Origin of the sequence: Ornithinicoccus hortensis (assembly GCF_006716185.1) — a bacterium.
GTDB lineage: Bacteria > Actinomycetota > Actinomycetes > Actinomycetales > Dermatophilaceae > Ornithinicoccus > Ornithinicoccus hortensis.
In genome coordinates, this window is sequence record NZ_VFOP01000001.1 from 675,517 (window position 1) to 689,273 (window position 13,757).

The following is a 13,757-nucleotide window of genomic DNA, read 5'->3' on the forward strand; positions in this document are numbered from 1 at the left end:
ACAGGCACGCACCGCGGCACCGCAGTCTGGAGGGATGGCTGGACGGGCGGCGACGGTCGTGGCGGTCGTCTACCGATGCGCCGGATCCCCGGTGCCGGGGTCTAGCCGCAGCCGGACGGCGAGCAGGGTGGCGACGACGATCGCCAGGCCAATGCCGACGATGGCGATGCCCGAGTCGTTGAGCCCCCACCCGATCACCCAACAGACCACGAGGGCCAGCGACCCGGCATACAGCATCGGCACCTGCCAGAGGGGAGCCAGCAGCCTGCCGGGTGGGGAATCCGGGCGGGCCAGCCCCCACACCACGGCCGCGAGCAGCAGCACGGCGACCCAGGAGACCGGGTAGTGCACGAGGATGCCGAGGCTGTTGTCCAGCTTGCGCAGCACGACGGTCCACGCCGTCCCGTCGACCACGTCCTGGGCGAACGCGCCCAGGTGGGTGCGCTGCTCCGGGGGCCGCAACCAGTCCAGCACCATCAGCACCGTGGAGACCGCGGCTGCGGCCGCGCCGATCAGCAGGAACCGGAGCGGGGTCAGCCGGACTCCCGCCGCGGCCAGGGACAGCAGCCCGGCGGAGACCAGGATCGCCGGCACGCCACCGAAGTCAGCGCCCCAACCGGGCCAGCCGTCGACGACCGCCACCGCGGCCCCGAGCACGAGCACGACGACGGCCGCGGTCCGACCCCGGCCCAGGGCCGCGGCGAGGAAGGCGGCCAGGAGCAGCACGGCGGCGGCCACGATCCCGAACCCGACGTTGCCCATGCCGTAGAACCGTCCGGCCACGACCGGCTGCACGCCGAGCAGGCCGATCAGGCCGAGCCGGCCGCCCCAGACCACGTCGAGGCTCAGCACGGCCACGGTCACCGCGGACACCACCGCCGGGGGGCCGACGACCGTCCGGCGCCACGGCCCGCTCCAGGCGACCGCGGTGATCAGGGCCGACCACAGCAGGATCACCAGGCCGAGCAGGACCCCTGCGACCACCCAACTGTCCGGTCGCCACCAGGGCAGCAGCCCGGCCAGGAAGGTGCTGACCGGGATGGCGGCGGCCGCCGTGGCCACCACCGCTGCGCCGGTCCGGGACCGGCGGACAGCCAACACCAGCGCGGCCAGGAAGACCACCAGCAGGGCACCGAGCACGGGTCCGGCGAGCTGCTGGACCATGCTCGCGGCGGCGGCGACCCCCAGGTCACGGTCGAGCCGCTCGGCCGCGCCCCGGTCGAGGACGGAGACGGGTTGGCCCGCCACGGCGTCCGGGAGGCCGTCGCCGGCCGTCGCGCCCGCGAGGGTGAGGACCGTGGCGGTGAGGTCGGGCGTGGCGACCATGCCCCACTGCCGGGTGCTGGTGGAGCCGAGCATCCCCGCGGGGCCCTCGTAGCCGGTGACCAGGACCGCCCGCAGCGCCGGGGTGGTGCCGGTGTCGGACAGTCCCGCGACGACCACCACCGTGTCCTCCGGCCAGGCCGCGGAGACGCGGGCCAGTTCGGCATCGAGGGCCGCCGGTGCCGCGCCCTCGTCGGCGATGGTCTCCGGGTCGGCCAGTCCGGTCGCACCGTCCACCAGGTGCACCGAGCACTCCGAGAGCCGGCCGTCCCACTCCGGCAGGGAGGGTCCGACGTCCCGCACCTCTCCCACCGGGTCGGCGGCACCGACAGCTGCGAGGGGTCCGTATGCCGACACGCACCCGCTGCCGCCCGTGGCCAGCGCGTCGGCGAGGGTGCCCAGCTGGGCGTCCAGCGGTCGGGCGGCGGTGCGTTCCAGCCAGGTCTCCCAGCCGGGGAGCGGGGTGCCCTCCTCCAGCGTGATGCCCTGCGGGCCACAGACGCCCGCGCCGCCACCGGGCAGGTCCGCTGCGGCCCGTTGCCCGGCCCCGAGCGTGAGCCACCCGTCCGCCGCGCAGGTGAGCGGGTGCGCCCCCCGCACGACGAGTACGCCGGTGGCTCCCTCCCGGCGCCAGCCGTCCAGGGTCGGCGTGTCCTCGGGGGTGATGTCGGTCCACTCCAGGCCCGGGACCCCGACCACGACGACGGGCCCCGAGCCGGATCCGCGCAGCGGCACCGCCGAGTCCGACGGGTAGCCCAGTCCCGCGGCCGACCCGACCCCGCCCACGACCAGCGCGCCCAGCACGGCGGCCAGCAGCGCCCAGGCGAAGCGGCGTCCGGGCAAGAGGGTCACCCCAGGAGGGTAGCGGCGCGACCTGCGGGAATGCTGACACCCGGCGCGGGGAGTCCACCAGTCCGCATACCCTGTCGGCGTGACCCTGTCCCCCGAGGTGCTGACCGTGGTGGCGATCGCCGCTGCGGCACTCGCCGTCGTCGGGCTGCTGCTGGCCTGGCGGGCGCGCCGCGACCACGCCGCGTTGCTGCACCGCTTCGAGGTGCTGTGGGGCGATGACCCCGGCGACGTGGCCAGTGTGCTGGACCGGCAGTCCGCGGCGCTCGGCACGGAACGGACCCGCATCGACGGCCTGGAACGCACCGTGGCCGGCCTCCGGGACGAGGTGTCCCAGTCCCTCCAGCACGTGGCGGTCGTGCGCTACGACGCCTTCGGCGACATGGGCGGTCGGTTGTCCTTCTCGGCCGCGGTCATCGACGACCGGGGCGACGGGATGGTGTTGAGCTCGATCCACGCCCGCGGGGAGTCGCGGACCTACGCCAAGGGGATCGTCGGTGGCCGCAGCGACGTCACCCTCACCCCGGAGGAGCAGCAGGCGCTCGCGGCCGCCCGGGAGGGCGAGGACGCCTGAGCGTCCTGGGCGGTTGCCCTGCCGGTCAGGCGCCGCGCCGTATGACGAGACTCGCCGGCCGGACCTCGACCTCCATCGCGGTGACGGGGCCGAGGGTGTCGCCGTCGAGCTGGATCTCGACGGGCTTGTTCGAGCGGATCCGGATCGTCCGGCACTGCAGGTGGTCGACCCGGTCGTGTCCCCGGCGCTGCTTGGTGGCCAGCTGGGCCGCGACCGCCCCCCAGCCGACGACGCCCTCGGGGGAGAGCAGCACCACGTCCATCGCGCCGTCGTCGGCCTCGGCGTCCGGCAGCAGCTCCATCCCGCCCTGGAGCTTGCCGACGTTGCCGACGATGACGCTGCGCACGCGGCGGTGGAACGCCTGGCCGTCGTCGGCGCTGACGTCGACCCGGAACTGGGCGCCGCGCAGGTGCCGGGCACCGTTGATCAGGTAGGCGCCCCAGCCGAGGTTGGACTTCAGCCGCTCCTCGGTGGTGGCCATCACCTCGGCGTCGAAGCCGAGGCCGGCCATGACGAGGAAGGTGTGCTCCTCGACGGAGCCGTCGGTGCTGTCGGTGCCGTCGGCGCCGTGGTCGTCGGTCTCCTCCGGTGCACCCTCCGGGGAAGAGTCGGGGGTGGCGGCCAGCTCGGCGTCCGTCGGCCGGGTCAGGCGTAGGGCACAGGTGTCGATCGGCGCGTTCCGGCCGGTCAGCGCGACCTTCACGGCGGCCTCCAGGTGGTCGCCGGGCAGCCAGTCCACCGGCAGCCGCAGGTTCCGGGCCAGCAGGTTGCCGGTCCCGGCCGGGAGCAACCCCATCGGCGTCCCCGAGCCGGCCAGCGCCGAGCCCACCACCCGGACCGTGCCGTCCCCGCCCATGGCGCAGACCACGTCGACGCCCTCCGCCAGGGCCTGTCGGGTCTGACCGTGACCCGGGTCCTCCACGGTGGTCTCGAGCCACAGCGGCTCGGCCCACCCGTGCTCGGCACAGACCCGCTCCACCACGCGGCGGACCTTGCCGATGTCGGTGAATTTGGTCGGGTTGACGACCACGGCCGCCCGTGGGTGGGCGCCCCGGCGCCGCCGGGCCGGGTCCGGGGAGTCCTCGGGTGCCGCGTCGTCCGCCGGAGGGCTCCCGGCACCGGGCCGGGGGAACCGCGCCGCCGCGGTGCGCTCCTCGGTCAGGACGAGCCACAGGACCAGCGCGAGCAGCAGCAGCGAGAGGGCCACCGCACCGGCCAGTACCGCCCAACTGGGCTCCGCGGTCATCACCGCCGTTCTCGCATCGTGGTCACCAGCACACCGTAAACCCGTCGGGAGCCTCTCCCCGTCACCGGGCGGCGGCCGGGGCCGGGTATCCGGTTCGCCCCGTTGCCCGCGGTCACTAGGCTGAGGGGGTGATCGACATACGTGAGCTCCGTGACGACCCCGAGCGGGTGCGCGCCTCGCAGCGCGCCCGCGGCGAAGACCCCGACGTGGTCGACGCCGTGCTGCAGGCCGACCAGCAGCACCGCTCCGGGCTGGCGGAGTACGAGCGGCTCCGGGCCGAGCAGAAGGCCTTCGGCAAGAAGGTCGCCGCCGCGCAGGGCGAGGAGAAGCAGGCCCTCCTGGCCGAGGTCAAGGAGACCGCGGCGCGGGTCAAGGAGCTGGACCAGGCCAAGGACGAGGTCGCGGCCGAGCGCGACCGGTTGCTGCGCTCCATCGGCAACGTGATCATCGACGGCGTCCCGTCCGGGGGCGAGGACGACTTCGTGGTCCTGGAGGAGCACGGCACGCCGCGCGACTTCGCCGCCGAGGGGTTCGCCCCGAAGGACCACCTGGAGCTGGGTGAGCTGCTCGGGGCGATCGACATGGCCCGCGGCGCCAAGGTGGCCGGGTCGAGGTTCTACTACCTCACCGGTCCCGGCGCCCGCCTGGAGAACGCGCTGCTCCAGCTCGCGCTGCAGCGGGCGCACGAGCACGGCTTCACCCAGCTGACCGTCCCGACCCTGGTCAACCCGACCACGATGGGTGGGGCCGGGTTCCTGGACGCGCACGCCGAGGAGGTCTACCGCCTCGAGGCCGACGACCTCTACCTCACCGGCACCTCGGAGGTGGCCCTGGCCGGCTACCACGCCGACGAGATCCTCGACCTGTCGGACGGTCCGCTGCGCTACGTGGCCCAGTCCACCTGCTACCGGCGGGAGGCGGGCAGCTACGGCAAGGACACCCGCGGCATCATCCGGGTGCACCAGTTCAACAAGGTCGAGATGTTCGTCTACTGCCGCGCCGAGGACGCCGAGGCCCAGCACCAACAGTTGCTGGAGTGGGAGCGCGGGATGCTGGACGACATGCAGGTCCCCTACCGGGTGATCGATACCGCCGCAGGCGACCTCGGCGGCCCGGCGGCCCGCAAGTTCGACTGCGAGGCGTGGGTGCCGACCCAGGAGCGCTACCGCGAGCTCACCTCGACCTCGAACTGCACGACCTTCCAGGCGCGGCGGCTGGGCACCCGGGAGCGCGGGCCCGACGGCGGGGGCACCAGGTCCGTGGCGACGTTGAACGGCACGCTGGCCACCACCCGCTGGATGGTGGCGATCCTGGAGAATCACCAGCAGCCCGACGGCTCCGTCGTGGTCCCCGAGGTGCTGCGCCCCTTCCTGGGGCAGGACGTCCTCACGCCCCGCTGACCGCCGCGGGTCCGCCACCGGGAGGAGGGGACGGACCCCGCGGTCCCCCTCGGGACGGATCCGGGCGACGGTGCGGCGGGCCTACCCTGTCGGGATGGAAGCCGTGGCCCGATTCTTCGGCGCGGACGTGCAGTGGACGCGTCCTGGACCGACCACCGCCGAGCGGTGGACCGACCTGAGGTATGCCGTCTACTGGCTCCTCGCCGCGGCCTGCGGCCTGGAGTTCCTGCGCGGGATGGGCGCCGTCGACAACGCGCCGGCGCAGATCCTCTGGCAGTACGTCGGCACCGCCAGCGGCGCCCTCCTGCTGGCGCTGCGCCGCTCGCACCCGCTCGTGACCGCGGCCGGCGCGGCCGTGCACATGTTGGTGCTGGGGGTGCTGATACCCCCCGTCATGTCGACCCTGCCGATGCAGGTCATCTACTTCTTCGCGTTGTTCAGCGGGGTCTCCTGGGCCCGGGACCGGCGCGCCCTGACGTATGTGGTCGGTGGCGTGGTCGCGGTGATGTTCCTGTGGCTGACCTGGGCGTTCGCCCTCACCTCGGGGGTGTCCAAGCTGACCCGCAGCCTCGGGATCGAGGACCCGGCGACGGTCACCGGCCTGTTGTCACCGACCACGTCGGTGGTGCTCTACACCGTGCTCAACAACATCTTCTTCTTCGGCGGCGCCATCCTGCTCGGGCAGATGAGCTGGCGTGGGGCCTGGCGCACCGCGGAGGTGGTGCGCCAGGCCGAGACCATCCGCCAGCAGACGGCCCGGCTGCGTGACCAGGCGGTGGTGGCGGAGCGGCTGCGGATCGCCCGGGAGCTGCACGACGTCGTGGCCCACCACGTGTCGGTGATGGGGGTCCAGGCCTCCGCGGCCCGCCGGGTGCTCACCCGCGACCCCGAGGCCGCGGCGACGGCCCTGTCGGCGGTCGAGACCTCCTCCCGGCAGGCCGTCGGACAGATGCGTGACCTGCTGGGCACGCTGCGCAGCGGCGAGAAGGCGGCGGACGGCACGGACGGCGATGCGACCGGCGAGACGAACCGCACGCCGCAGCCGGACCTGGCGGCGCTCGAGGAGCTGATCGACCAGGCGGCCGCCCCCACGCTGGAGATCGGCTTCCGGCTCGTCGAGACACCCGAGGGCGCGGCGGCACAGGTGTCCCCACCGGTGCAGCTGTCCTGCTACCGGATCGTGCAGGAGTCCCTGGCCAACGTCCGTCGCCACTCGACGGCGACCCGGGCCAACGTGGTGGTGCGCGTCGCCGAGGACTGGGTGGAGGTCGAGGTCGTGGACAACGGCTCCCCCCGACCGGGCACGTCCGGGACCGGCCTGGGACAGTTGGGTATGCGTGAACGGGCCCAACACCTGGGCGGACTGGCCGAGATGGGACCCCGCCGGGTAGGCGGCTACCGGGTGCGGGTGCGCTTCCCGGTCTCCGGGACGCCGCCCACCGACCCGTCGGACGGTGCGGCCTCGGACGCGGGCGCGGCCCCGCTGGTGGAGTCGGGGCGGTGACCGGGCCGATCCGGGTGCTGCTCGTCGACGACCAGCCGCTGCTGCTGTCCGGCTTCGCGATGATCCTGTCGACCGAGGACGACATGGAGGTCGTCGGTCAGGTCAGCAACGGCCAGCTGGCCATCGAGGCGGTCCGCGAGCTGCAGCCGGACGTCGTGCTGATGGACGTGCAGATGCCGGTGCTGGACGGCATCGAGGCGACCCGGCGGATCGTCCCCGACAGTGACGCGAAGGTCGTCATCCTGACCACCTTCGACCGGGACGACTACCTGTTCGACGCCCTCGCGGCCGGCGCGAGCGGCTTCCTGCTCAAGAATGCCGACCCGGACCACCTGGTCAGCGCGATCCGCACGGTGGCCGGCGGCCACGGGTTGCTGGCGCCGGAGGTGACCCAGCGGGTGATCGCGCGGATGACCGGCGGGGATCCTGCGGAGGGCGCGGGGGCCACCGAGGAGGACTCCGGCGGCGATCAGCAGCCCGGGCAGGGCGACCCCGAGTTGCGCGCCAAGGCCGACCTGCTCACCGACCGGGAGCAGGAGGTCCTCGGGCTGGTCGCCCAGGGCCTGAGCAACTCCGAGATCGCCGGCACCCTGTTCCTGGGTGAGGCCACGGTCAAGACCCACGTGTCCAACATCCTGTCCAAGCTGCACCTGAGGGACCGCGTCCAGGCGGTCGTCTTCGCCTACGAGGCGGGGCTGGCTCATCCTGCAGGGTGAGGCGACCGCCCACCGCCGCCACGGCATACCGCCGAAGTTCCCCCTCGCGACTGATCTGTGCGCCACCCCCGCCTGCCTAGTGTGGGACCAGGCCCGGGCGCAGCAGCGTCCGGCGGAGGACGAGGAAGAGGAGGGACGCGATGTTGAGAGTCAACGGACTCGTCCGACAGTTCGGCGACGTGCTCGCCGTCGACGATGTCGGCTTCGAGGTGCCCGCGGGGAAGATGGTCGGCTTCGTCGGCGCGAACGGCGCCGGCAAGACGACGACGATGCGGATGATCATGGGGGTGCTCGCCCCCACGGCGGGCGAGGTGAGCTGGCACGACCAGCCGGTGAACCGGGCGATCCGGACCCGCTTCGGCTACATGCCGGAGGAGCGCGGTCTCTACCCCAAGCAGCCGGTCCTGGACCAGCTGACCTACCTGGGCCAGCTGCACGGGATGAGCAGCGAGGCGGCCCGCAGCCGGGCCGGTGACCTGCTGGAGCGGTTCGGCCTCGGCGAACGCACCAAGGCCAAGGTGGAGTCGCTCTCCCTCGGTAACCAGCAGCGGGCGCAGATCATCGCCGCGGTCCTGGGCGACCCCCTGGCGCTGATCCTCGACGAGCCGTTCTCGGGTCTCGACCCGGCGGCCGTGGACCAGATGTCGGAGCTCCTGCGCGAGCACACCGCCACCGGGGTGCCGGTGCTGTTCAGCAGCCACCAGCTCGACCTGGTGGACCGGCTGTGCGACTCGATCGTGGTGCTGCACAAGGGCCGTGTCGTGGCCCGGGGCGACGGCGAGGAGCTGCGGGCCGGGGCGCCGTTGCGCTACCGGCTCACCGTGGACCAGGACGCCGGGTGGGTGCGGGACGCCCGCGGCATCTCGGTCCTCGACCTGGACGGGCCGACCGCGCTCGTCGAGCCGGACGACGAGGAGAGCGCCCAGCACTTGCTGCGTGCGGCGCTGGAGCGGGGCGACGTGCGGGAGTTCGCCCGCGTCGTGCCGACGTTGAGCGAGATCTACCGGGAGGTGGCGGCATGAGCACCCAGCAGACGACCGAACGTCCGACGGAGGGGACCCAGCCTGTGCAGGCAGCGGGGACGACCAGCGAGGGCACCCGACCGTGGGTGCTGGTGATGATGCGGGAGATCCAGGTCCGGATCACCGACAAGAACTTCCTGATGTCCACCGGACTCACCCTGCTGCTGGTCATCGGCGTCTTCGCGGTGACCGCGTTCATCGGGGGCGGCAGCTCCTCGGACACGGTGGCCGTGACCGACGACGAGGGGGCCGCGATCGTCAGCCAGGCCGAGACGATCCTGCAGGCCGACGACGCCGAGGCGAGCATCACCGCCCTGCGGGTCGCCGACGAGGCCGCCGGGGAGCAGGCCGTCATGGACGGCGACGCGGACGCCCTGCTCACCCCGAACGACAACGGCTGGACCCTGGGCGGCGACGGTGAGCCCGGCATGGACCTGACCAACCTGCTGTCCGACGTGGTCCGCGGCAACGCGATGACCGCCAACGCCGAGGCCGCGGGCACCACGGTCGAGGAACTCACCGCCGGGAGCGTGCTGACCACGGCCGACTTCTCGGGCTCGGACAGCGAGAGCCAGATCGTGCTCTACCTGGCCGGGATCTTCTTCGCCATGCTCTTCTACATGGCCTCCCTGATGTTCGGGATGGCGATCGCCAACAGCGTGGTGGAGGAGAAGCAGTCGCGGATCGTGGAGATCCTGGCGGCCATGATCCCGGTGCGCCAGCTGCTCACCGGCAAGGTGCTGGGCAACACCCTGCTCGCCCTCGGGCAGATGGTCCTGATCACCGGCATCGGCCTGATCGGGCTCACCTTCACCGACTACGACCAGATGCTGCCCCAGATGTCCGGCGCGATCATGTGGTACATCCCGTTCTTCCTCGTCGGGTTCCTGGCGCTGGCCTGCATCTGGGCGGCCGCGGGCGCGATGGCCTCCCGCACCGAGGACCTCCAGTCCACGACGACGCCGCTGACGATGGTGCTGGTCATCATCTTCGTGGTCGGGATCAACCTGGAGGGCACCGCCGAGGTGATCGCCTCGTTCGTCCCGGTGGCCTCCACCATCCTGATGCCGCTGCGGATCCTGCAGGGCGGGGTCGACTGGTGGGAGCCGGCGGTGGCGCTGCTGCTCACCCTGGTCTTCGCCGCGCTGACGGTGGCCGCCGGTGCGCGCCTCTACCGGCGCTCGCTGCTGCAGACCTCGGGCCGACTGTCCTGGCGCAAGGCCTGGACCACCGGCGACTGAGCCGGCCGCCGGGGCAAACCGCCGGCGACAGGGAGCGGTCGGGTGCGTGAACTCCACGCGCCCGGCCGCTCCCCGTGTCGTGGCGGCCCGCGACGGACACCTACCCTGGCGGTGTGGACTTCCCGATGACCGTTCCCCCCAGCCAGATGCTGGTCGGCCTCGACATCGACGGCACGATCCTGCACCACGACGGCACGATGACCGACCGGGTCGCCCGCGCCATCGCCGCCGTCGAGGAGGCGGGGGCGACCGTGGTGATCGCCACCGGCCGTTCGGTCGTGGCGACGATGCCGCTGCTGGAGCGGCTCGGCCTGGTGCGGCAGGGGGCGCATGCCGTGTGCTCGAACGGGGCGATCACGCTCGCCCTGGACCCGGGGGCGCCCGAGGGCTACGAGATCCTCGAGGCGGTCACCTTCGACCCCCGCCCGGCCGTCGAGGTGCTGCGGCGGGCGGTCCCGGAGGCGATCATCGCCGTCGAGGACGTCGGTGTCGGGTTCAAGGTCAGCGCGCCCTTCCCGCCCGGGGAGCTGCAGGGGGCCGAGCAGGTGGTCAGCCACGACGAGCTGCTCGTCGAGCCGGTCACCCGCGTCACCTTCCGGGACCCCAACGGCAGCTCCGAGGAGTTCGCCGAGATGGTGGCGCGGATCGGGCTGCACGGGGTGAACTACGCGGTGGGCTACACCGCCTGGCTGGACCTGGCGCCGGAGGGGGTCTCCAAGGGGTACGCCCTGGAGCAGGTGCGCCGACGGTTGCACGTGGAACCACCCGGGTGCGTCGCGGTCGGTGACCAGCGCAACGACCTGGAGATGCTGCGCTGGGCGGCGCTTGGGGTGGCGATGGGACAGGCGCCGCCGGAGGTGGTGGCGGCCGCCGACCGGGTGACCGCCACCGTCGAGGAGGACGGGCTGGCCCTCGTCCTGGAGTCCCTGGCCGGCCGCTGACGGACGCAGCGGAGCGCCCGCCCCGATCACGGTCGGGGCGGGCGCTCCGTGGTGCGGTAGGGGGACGTCCGGGTCAGTTGCCGCCCTCGTTGAGGGTGACCTCGATCGGCTCGAAGGCGTCTCCGACCAGGTCAAGGTCCTCGCCCTCCAGGCTGTCCAGCGCCGCCTGGATGTAGTCGTTGGTGAAGGCGTCCTCGTCGGGCGCGGCGGTGAGCACGGTGGCGCCGTCGAGGTTGGCGGCGCTCATCGAGATCTCCACGGTCTGGTCCCAGGCCGCCTGGTCGGTGATGCCGATCCCGTCCGGGGAGGGCCAGATCAGCTTGTTCACCTCGTTGACCATCCACAGCTGGTGGCTGGCGCCGAGCTGCGACCCGTGGTCGACGACGATCTGGGCGGTCTCCTCCGGGTTCTCCCGGGCGTAGACCCAACCCTTGATGACGGCACGCAGGAAGGCCTCGGTGGTCTCCTGGTACTCCTCGTCCTGCAGCTTCTCGGTGTTGGCCCACAGCGAGTCCTGCAGCATGGCGGTGCCCTCGTCGTTCCAGTCGATGACCGCGAAGTCCTCGGGGGTGTAGAGCTCCCCGGTGTCCGGGTCCACCGTCTCCAACAGCTGCGCGTACTCGTTGTAGGTCATCGCCTGGGCGGCGTCGATGTCCCCGGCCAGCAGGCCGGACATGTCGAACGCCTGCTGCACGAGCGTGACGTCGGTGGCCGGGTCCAGACCGGCCTGGGTCATCCCGGCGAACAGCTCGAACTCGTTGCCGAAGCCCCAGTTGCCCACGTTCTTGCCCGCCAGGTCGGCGGAGGTGGTGATCGGGCTGTCCGCCCAGGAGACCTGCAGGGTGCCGGACTTCTGGAAGATCTGGGCGATGCTGGTGATCCCGGCGCCCTGCTCCCGGCTGGCCAGCGCCTTGGGGACCCAGGCGATCGCGTAGTCCGCCTGGCCGTCGGCGACCACGGTCTGCGGGACGATGTCGGCGCCACCCTCGCGGATGGTCACGTCCAACCCCTCGTCCTCGAAGTAGCCCTGGTCCAGCGCGGCGTAGTAGCCGGCGAACTGGCCCTGGGCGAACCACTGCAGCTGCAACGTGACGGGCGTGAGCCCGCCGTCGCCGGAGCCGCCGGAGGCCTCGCCGCCGCCGTCACCGTCGCCGCCCCCTCCGTCGTCACCTCCGCACGCACTGAGCAGCAGCCCGCTGAGGGCCAGCACCGCCAGCGCGGTCTTCCTCCTCGTGTGGGACATTTCCTACCTCTTTCTGTGGTGACCCGGGTGGGTCGGGGGACGGGGTACGGGATGGGTCAGGTGGGCCGCCGGGAGGCGAGCCGTTCCAGGAGCAGGGTCGCGCCGTAGAACAACAGGCCCAGGGCGATCGAGGCGACCACGTAGGCCCAGGCGCGGGAGTAGCCGCTCTGGGCCGCCGCCCCGGCGATGCGGGAGCCGATGCCGTTCTGCAGGCCGCCGAAGTATTCGGCGACCACGGCCGCGATCACCGCGAGCGAGGACGCGATGTTGAGGCCGGTGAAGACGAACGGGATGGCCCCGGGCAGGGTCACCGTGCGGGTCAGCTGCCAGGGGGTCGCCGCGTAGGCCCGCATCAGGTCGCGGTGCACCGGCTTGACCTGGCGCAACCCGCGCAGCGTGTTGAGGAAGACCGGGACGAAGACGACCAGCCCGACGATCACCCGGCGTGGGCTCTCGCTGGTGGCGCCGAACATGTTGGACAGGACCGGGGCCAGCGCGACGATCGGCACGACGGCGGCGGCGGCGACCAGCGGTGCCACCATCTGGTCCAGCCAGTCCAGGCGGGCGGCCAGGATCGCGGCGACCACGGCGAGCACCGACCCGACGACCAGGCCGACCAGGGCGTTGGTGCCGGTGGCCACGGTGGCGTCGATCAACCCGTCCCAGATCGCCCTGACCTGCTCCAGGATCTGGGTGGGGGCCGGCAGCAGGTATGCCGGGAGGGACCCCGCCTTGACCAGCACCTCCCAGCCGACGAGGGCGAGCACCCCGAGCAGGACCGGGGCGAGCACCCGCACCAGGTTGCGGCTCACCGGAGGACCCTCATCGGATGTCCACCCCGCGGGCGCCCTGGGCGGCCGGCTCGCCGTGCAGCTCCTCGCGCACGGCTGTGACGGCGTCGAAGAAGGTCTTGTCCTCGCGCAGCCCCTCGCCGCGCTGGTCGCCCAGCCGCACGTCGACGACGCCGGTGATCCGGCCGGGGCGCGGTGACATCACCACCACCCGGTCGGACAGGAAGACCGCCTCCGGGATGGAGTGGGTGACGAAGACGACGGCGGCACCGGTCTCGTGGGTGATCCGGACCAGCTCGGCCTGCATCCGCTCGCGGGTCATCTCATCGAGCGCGCCGAACGGCTCGTCCATCAGCAGCAGCCGGGGGTTCTCGGCCAGGGACCGGGCGATCGCGACCCGTTGCTGCATGCCGCCGGACAGCTGGTCGGGGTAGTGCCCGGCGAAGTCGGTCAGACCGACCATCTCCAGCAGCTCGGCGACCCGTCCGGCGCGATCCTTGCCCCCCGCCTTGTGCAGCTGGAGCGGCAGCTCGACGTTGGCCTCCACGGTGCGCCACGGCAGCAAGCCAGCGCTCTGGAAGGCGATGCCGTAGTCCTGGTCGACCCGGGCCTGCCGGGCCGACTTGCCGAACACCTCGATGGTCCCGCCGGTGGGGGTGTCCAGGTCGGCGACCAGCCGCAGCAGGGTGGACTTGCCGCACCCGGAGGGGCCGATCAGCGAGACGAACTCGCCGGCCTCGACCACCAGGTCCACCTGGTGCAGCGCCTCCACGCGGCCCCGCTTGGTGGAGAACACCTTGTCCACCTGGCTCACCCGCACGGCCGCGCCCGCGGACTCCGTCTCACTCGTCATACGACGTTCTCCCTCGTCATGGCTCGGCCGCTCGGGTGGTCCCGGGTCACGGTC

The 13,757-nt window shown here is 72.7% G+C and carries 12 protein-coding genes; 7 read left to right on the forward strand and 5 right to left on the reverse strand.

What is annotated here, in order from left to right; genetic code table 11:
* Positions 1-69 precede the first annotated feature (69 nt).
* Positions 70-2,175, reverse strand: coding sequence for a hypothetical protein (locus FB467_RS03085; RefSeq protein ID WP_141783796.1), 2,106 nt, complete (start codon positions 2,173-2,175; stop codon positions 70-72).
* A gap of 79 nt (positions 2,176-2,254) precedes the next feature.
* On the opposite strand from FB467_RS03085, the gene FB467_RS03090 reads away from it, so the two are divergent.
* On the forward strand, positions 2,255-2,746 hold the full coding sequence (locus tag FB467_RS03090; protein WP_228393344.1) for a DUF4446 family protein: 492 nt from the start codon (positions 2,255-2,257) through the stop codon (positions 2,744-2,746).
* A gap of 25 nt (positions 2,747-2,771) precedes the next feature.
* Here FB467_RS03090 and FB467_RS03095 read toward each other — a convergent pair whose 3' ends face one another.
* Positions 2,772-3,992 (reverse strand): diacylglycerol/lipid kinase family protein, encoded by a 1,221-nt coding sequence (locus FB467_RS03095; RefSeq protein ID WP_141783797.1) that lies wholly within the window; start codon positions 3,990-3,992, stop codon positions 2,772-2,774.
* 128 nt (positions 3,993-4,120) lie between these two features.
* Here FB467_RS03095 and serS point away from each other — a divergent pair, with 128 nt between their 5' ends.
* The 6 genes from serS to FB467_RS03125 all read left to right on the forward strand — a co-directional run bounded on the left by serS (position 4,121) and on the right by FB467_RS03125 (position 10,816).
* Positions 4,121-5,392 carry a serine--tRNA ligase gene (gene serS, locus FB467_RS03100; protein WP_141783798.1) on the forward strand — a complete coding sequence of 424 codons (1,272 nt, stop codon included), beginning with the start codon at positions 4,121-4,123 and terminating at the stop codon, positions 5,390-5,392.
* 94 nt (positions 5,393-5,486) lie between these two features.
* Positions 5,487-6,896: a sensor histidine kinase gene (locus FB467_RS03105; protein ID WP_141783799.1), complete on the forward strand. Its 1,410-nt coding sequence runs from the start codon at positions 5,487-5,489 to the stop codon at positions 6,894-6,896.
* On the forward strand, positions 6,893-7,612 hold the full coding sequence (locus FB467_RS03110; RefSeq protein WP_141783800.1) for a response regulator: 720 nt from the start codon (positions 6,893-6,895) through the stop codon (positions 7,610-7,612). Before FB467_RS03105 ends, FB467_RS03110 begins: the two co-directional genes overlap by 4 nt.
* Before the next feature lie 140 nt (positions 7,613-7,752).
* Positions 7,753-8,634 (forward strand): ABC transporter ATP-binding protein, encoded by an 882-nt coding sequence (locus FB467_RS03115; protein ID WP_141783801.1) that lies wholly within the window; start codon positions 7,753-7,755, stop codon positions 8,632-8,634.
* On the forward strand, positions 8,631-9,875 hold the full coding sequence (locus tag FB467_RS03120; RefSeq protein WP_141783802.1) for an ABC transporter permease: 1,245 nt from the start codon (positions 8,631-8,633) through the stop codon (positions 9,873-9,875). The genes FB467_RS03115 and FB467_RS03120 overlap by 4 nt, the downstream gene beginning before the upstream one ends.
* A gap of 113 nt (positions 9,876-9,988) precedes the next feature.
* Entirely contained in the window at positions 9,989-10,816 is an 828-nt protein-coding gene (locus FB467_RS03125; protein ID WP_342354701.1) for an HAD family hydrolase, read from the forward strand.
* A gap of 73 nt (positions 10,817-10,889) precedes the next feature.
* Here the strand turns inward: FB467_RS03125 and FB467_RS03130 are convergent, their stop codons facing one another.
* Genes FB467_RS03130 through FB467_RS03140 form a run of 3 tightly spaced genes read right to left on the reverse strand, consistent with a single transcriptional unit; the run spans position 10,890 to position 13,703 of the window.
* Positions 10,890-12,059 carry an ABC transporter substrate-binding protein gene (locus tag FB467_RS03130; protein WP_141783803.1) on the reverse strand — a complete coding sequence of 390 codons (1,170 nt, stop codon included), beginning with the start codon at positions 12,057-12,059 and terminating at the stop codon, positions 10,890-10,892.
* Between the two features lie 56 nt (positions 12,060-12,115).
* Positions 12,116-12,871, reverse strand: coding sequence for an ABC transporter permease (locus FB467_RS03135; protein ID WP_211350539.1), 756 nt, complete (start codon positions 12,869-12,871; stop codon positions 12,116-12,118).
* A gap of 10 nt (positions 12,872-12,881) precedes the next feature.
* Positions 12,882-13,703, reverse strand: coding sequence for an ABC transporter ATP-binding protein (locus tag FB467_RS03140; RefSeq protein ID WP_141783804.1), 822 nt, complete (start codon positions 13,701-13,703; stop codon positions 12,882-12,884).
* Positions 13,704-13,757 lie beyond the last annotated feature (54 nt).

Coding starts and splice junctions, on each gene's coding strand:
- FB467_RS03095 (WP_141783797.1), bottom strand. CDS start 3,992: ATGACCGCGGAGCCCAGTTGGGCGGTACTGGCCGGTGCGGTGGCCCTC.
- FB467_RS03105 (WP_141783799.1), top strand. CDS start 5,487: ATGGAAGCCGTGGCCCGATTCTTCGGCGCGGACGTGCAGTGGACGCGT.
- FB467_RS03115 (WP_141783801.1), top strand. CDS start 7,753: ATGTTGAGAGTCAACGGACTCGTCCGACAGTTCGGCGACGTGCTCGCC.
- FB467_RS03120 (WP_141783802.1), top strand. CDS start 8,631: ATGAGCACCCAGCAGACGACCGAACGTCCGACGGAGGGGACCCAGCCT.
- FB467_RS03130 (WP_141783803.1), bottom strand. CDS start 12,059: ATGTCCCACACGAGGAGGAAGACCGCGCTGGCGGTGCTGGCCCTCAGC.
- FB467_RS03140 (WP_141783804.1), bottom strand. CDS start 13,703: ATGACGAGTGAGACGGAGTCCGCGGGCGCGGCCGTGCGGGTGAGCCAG.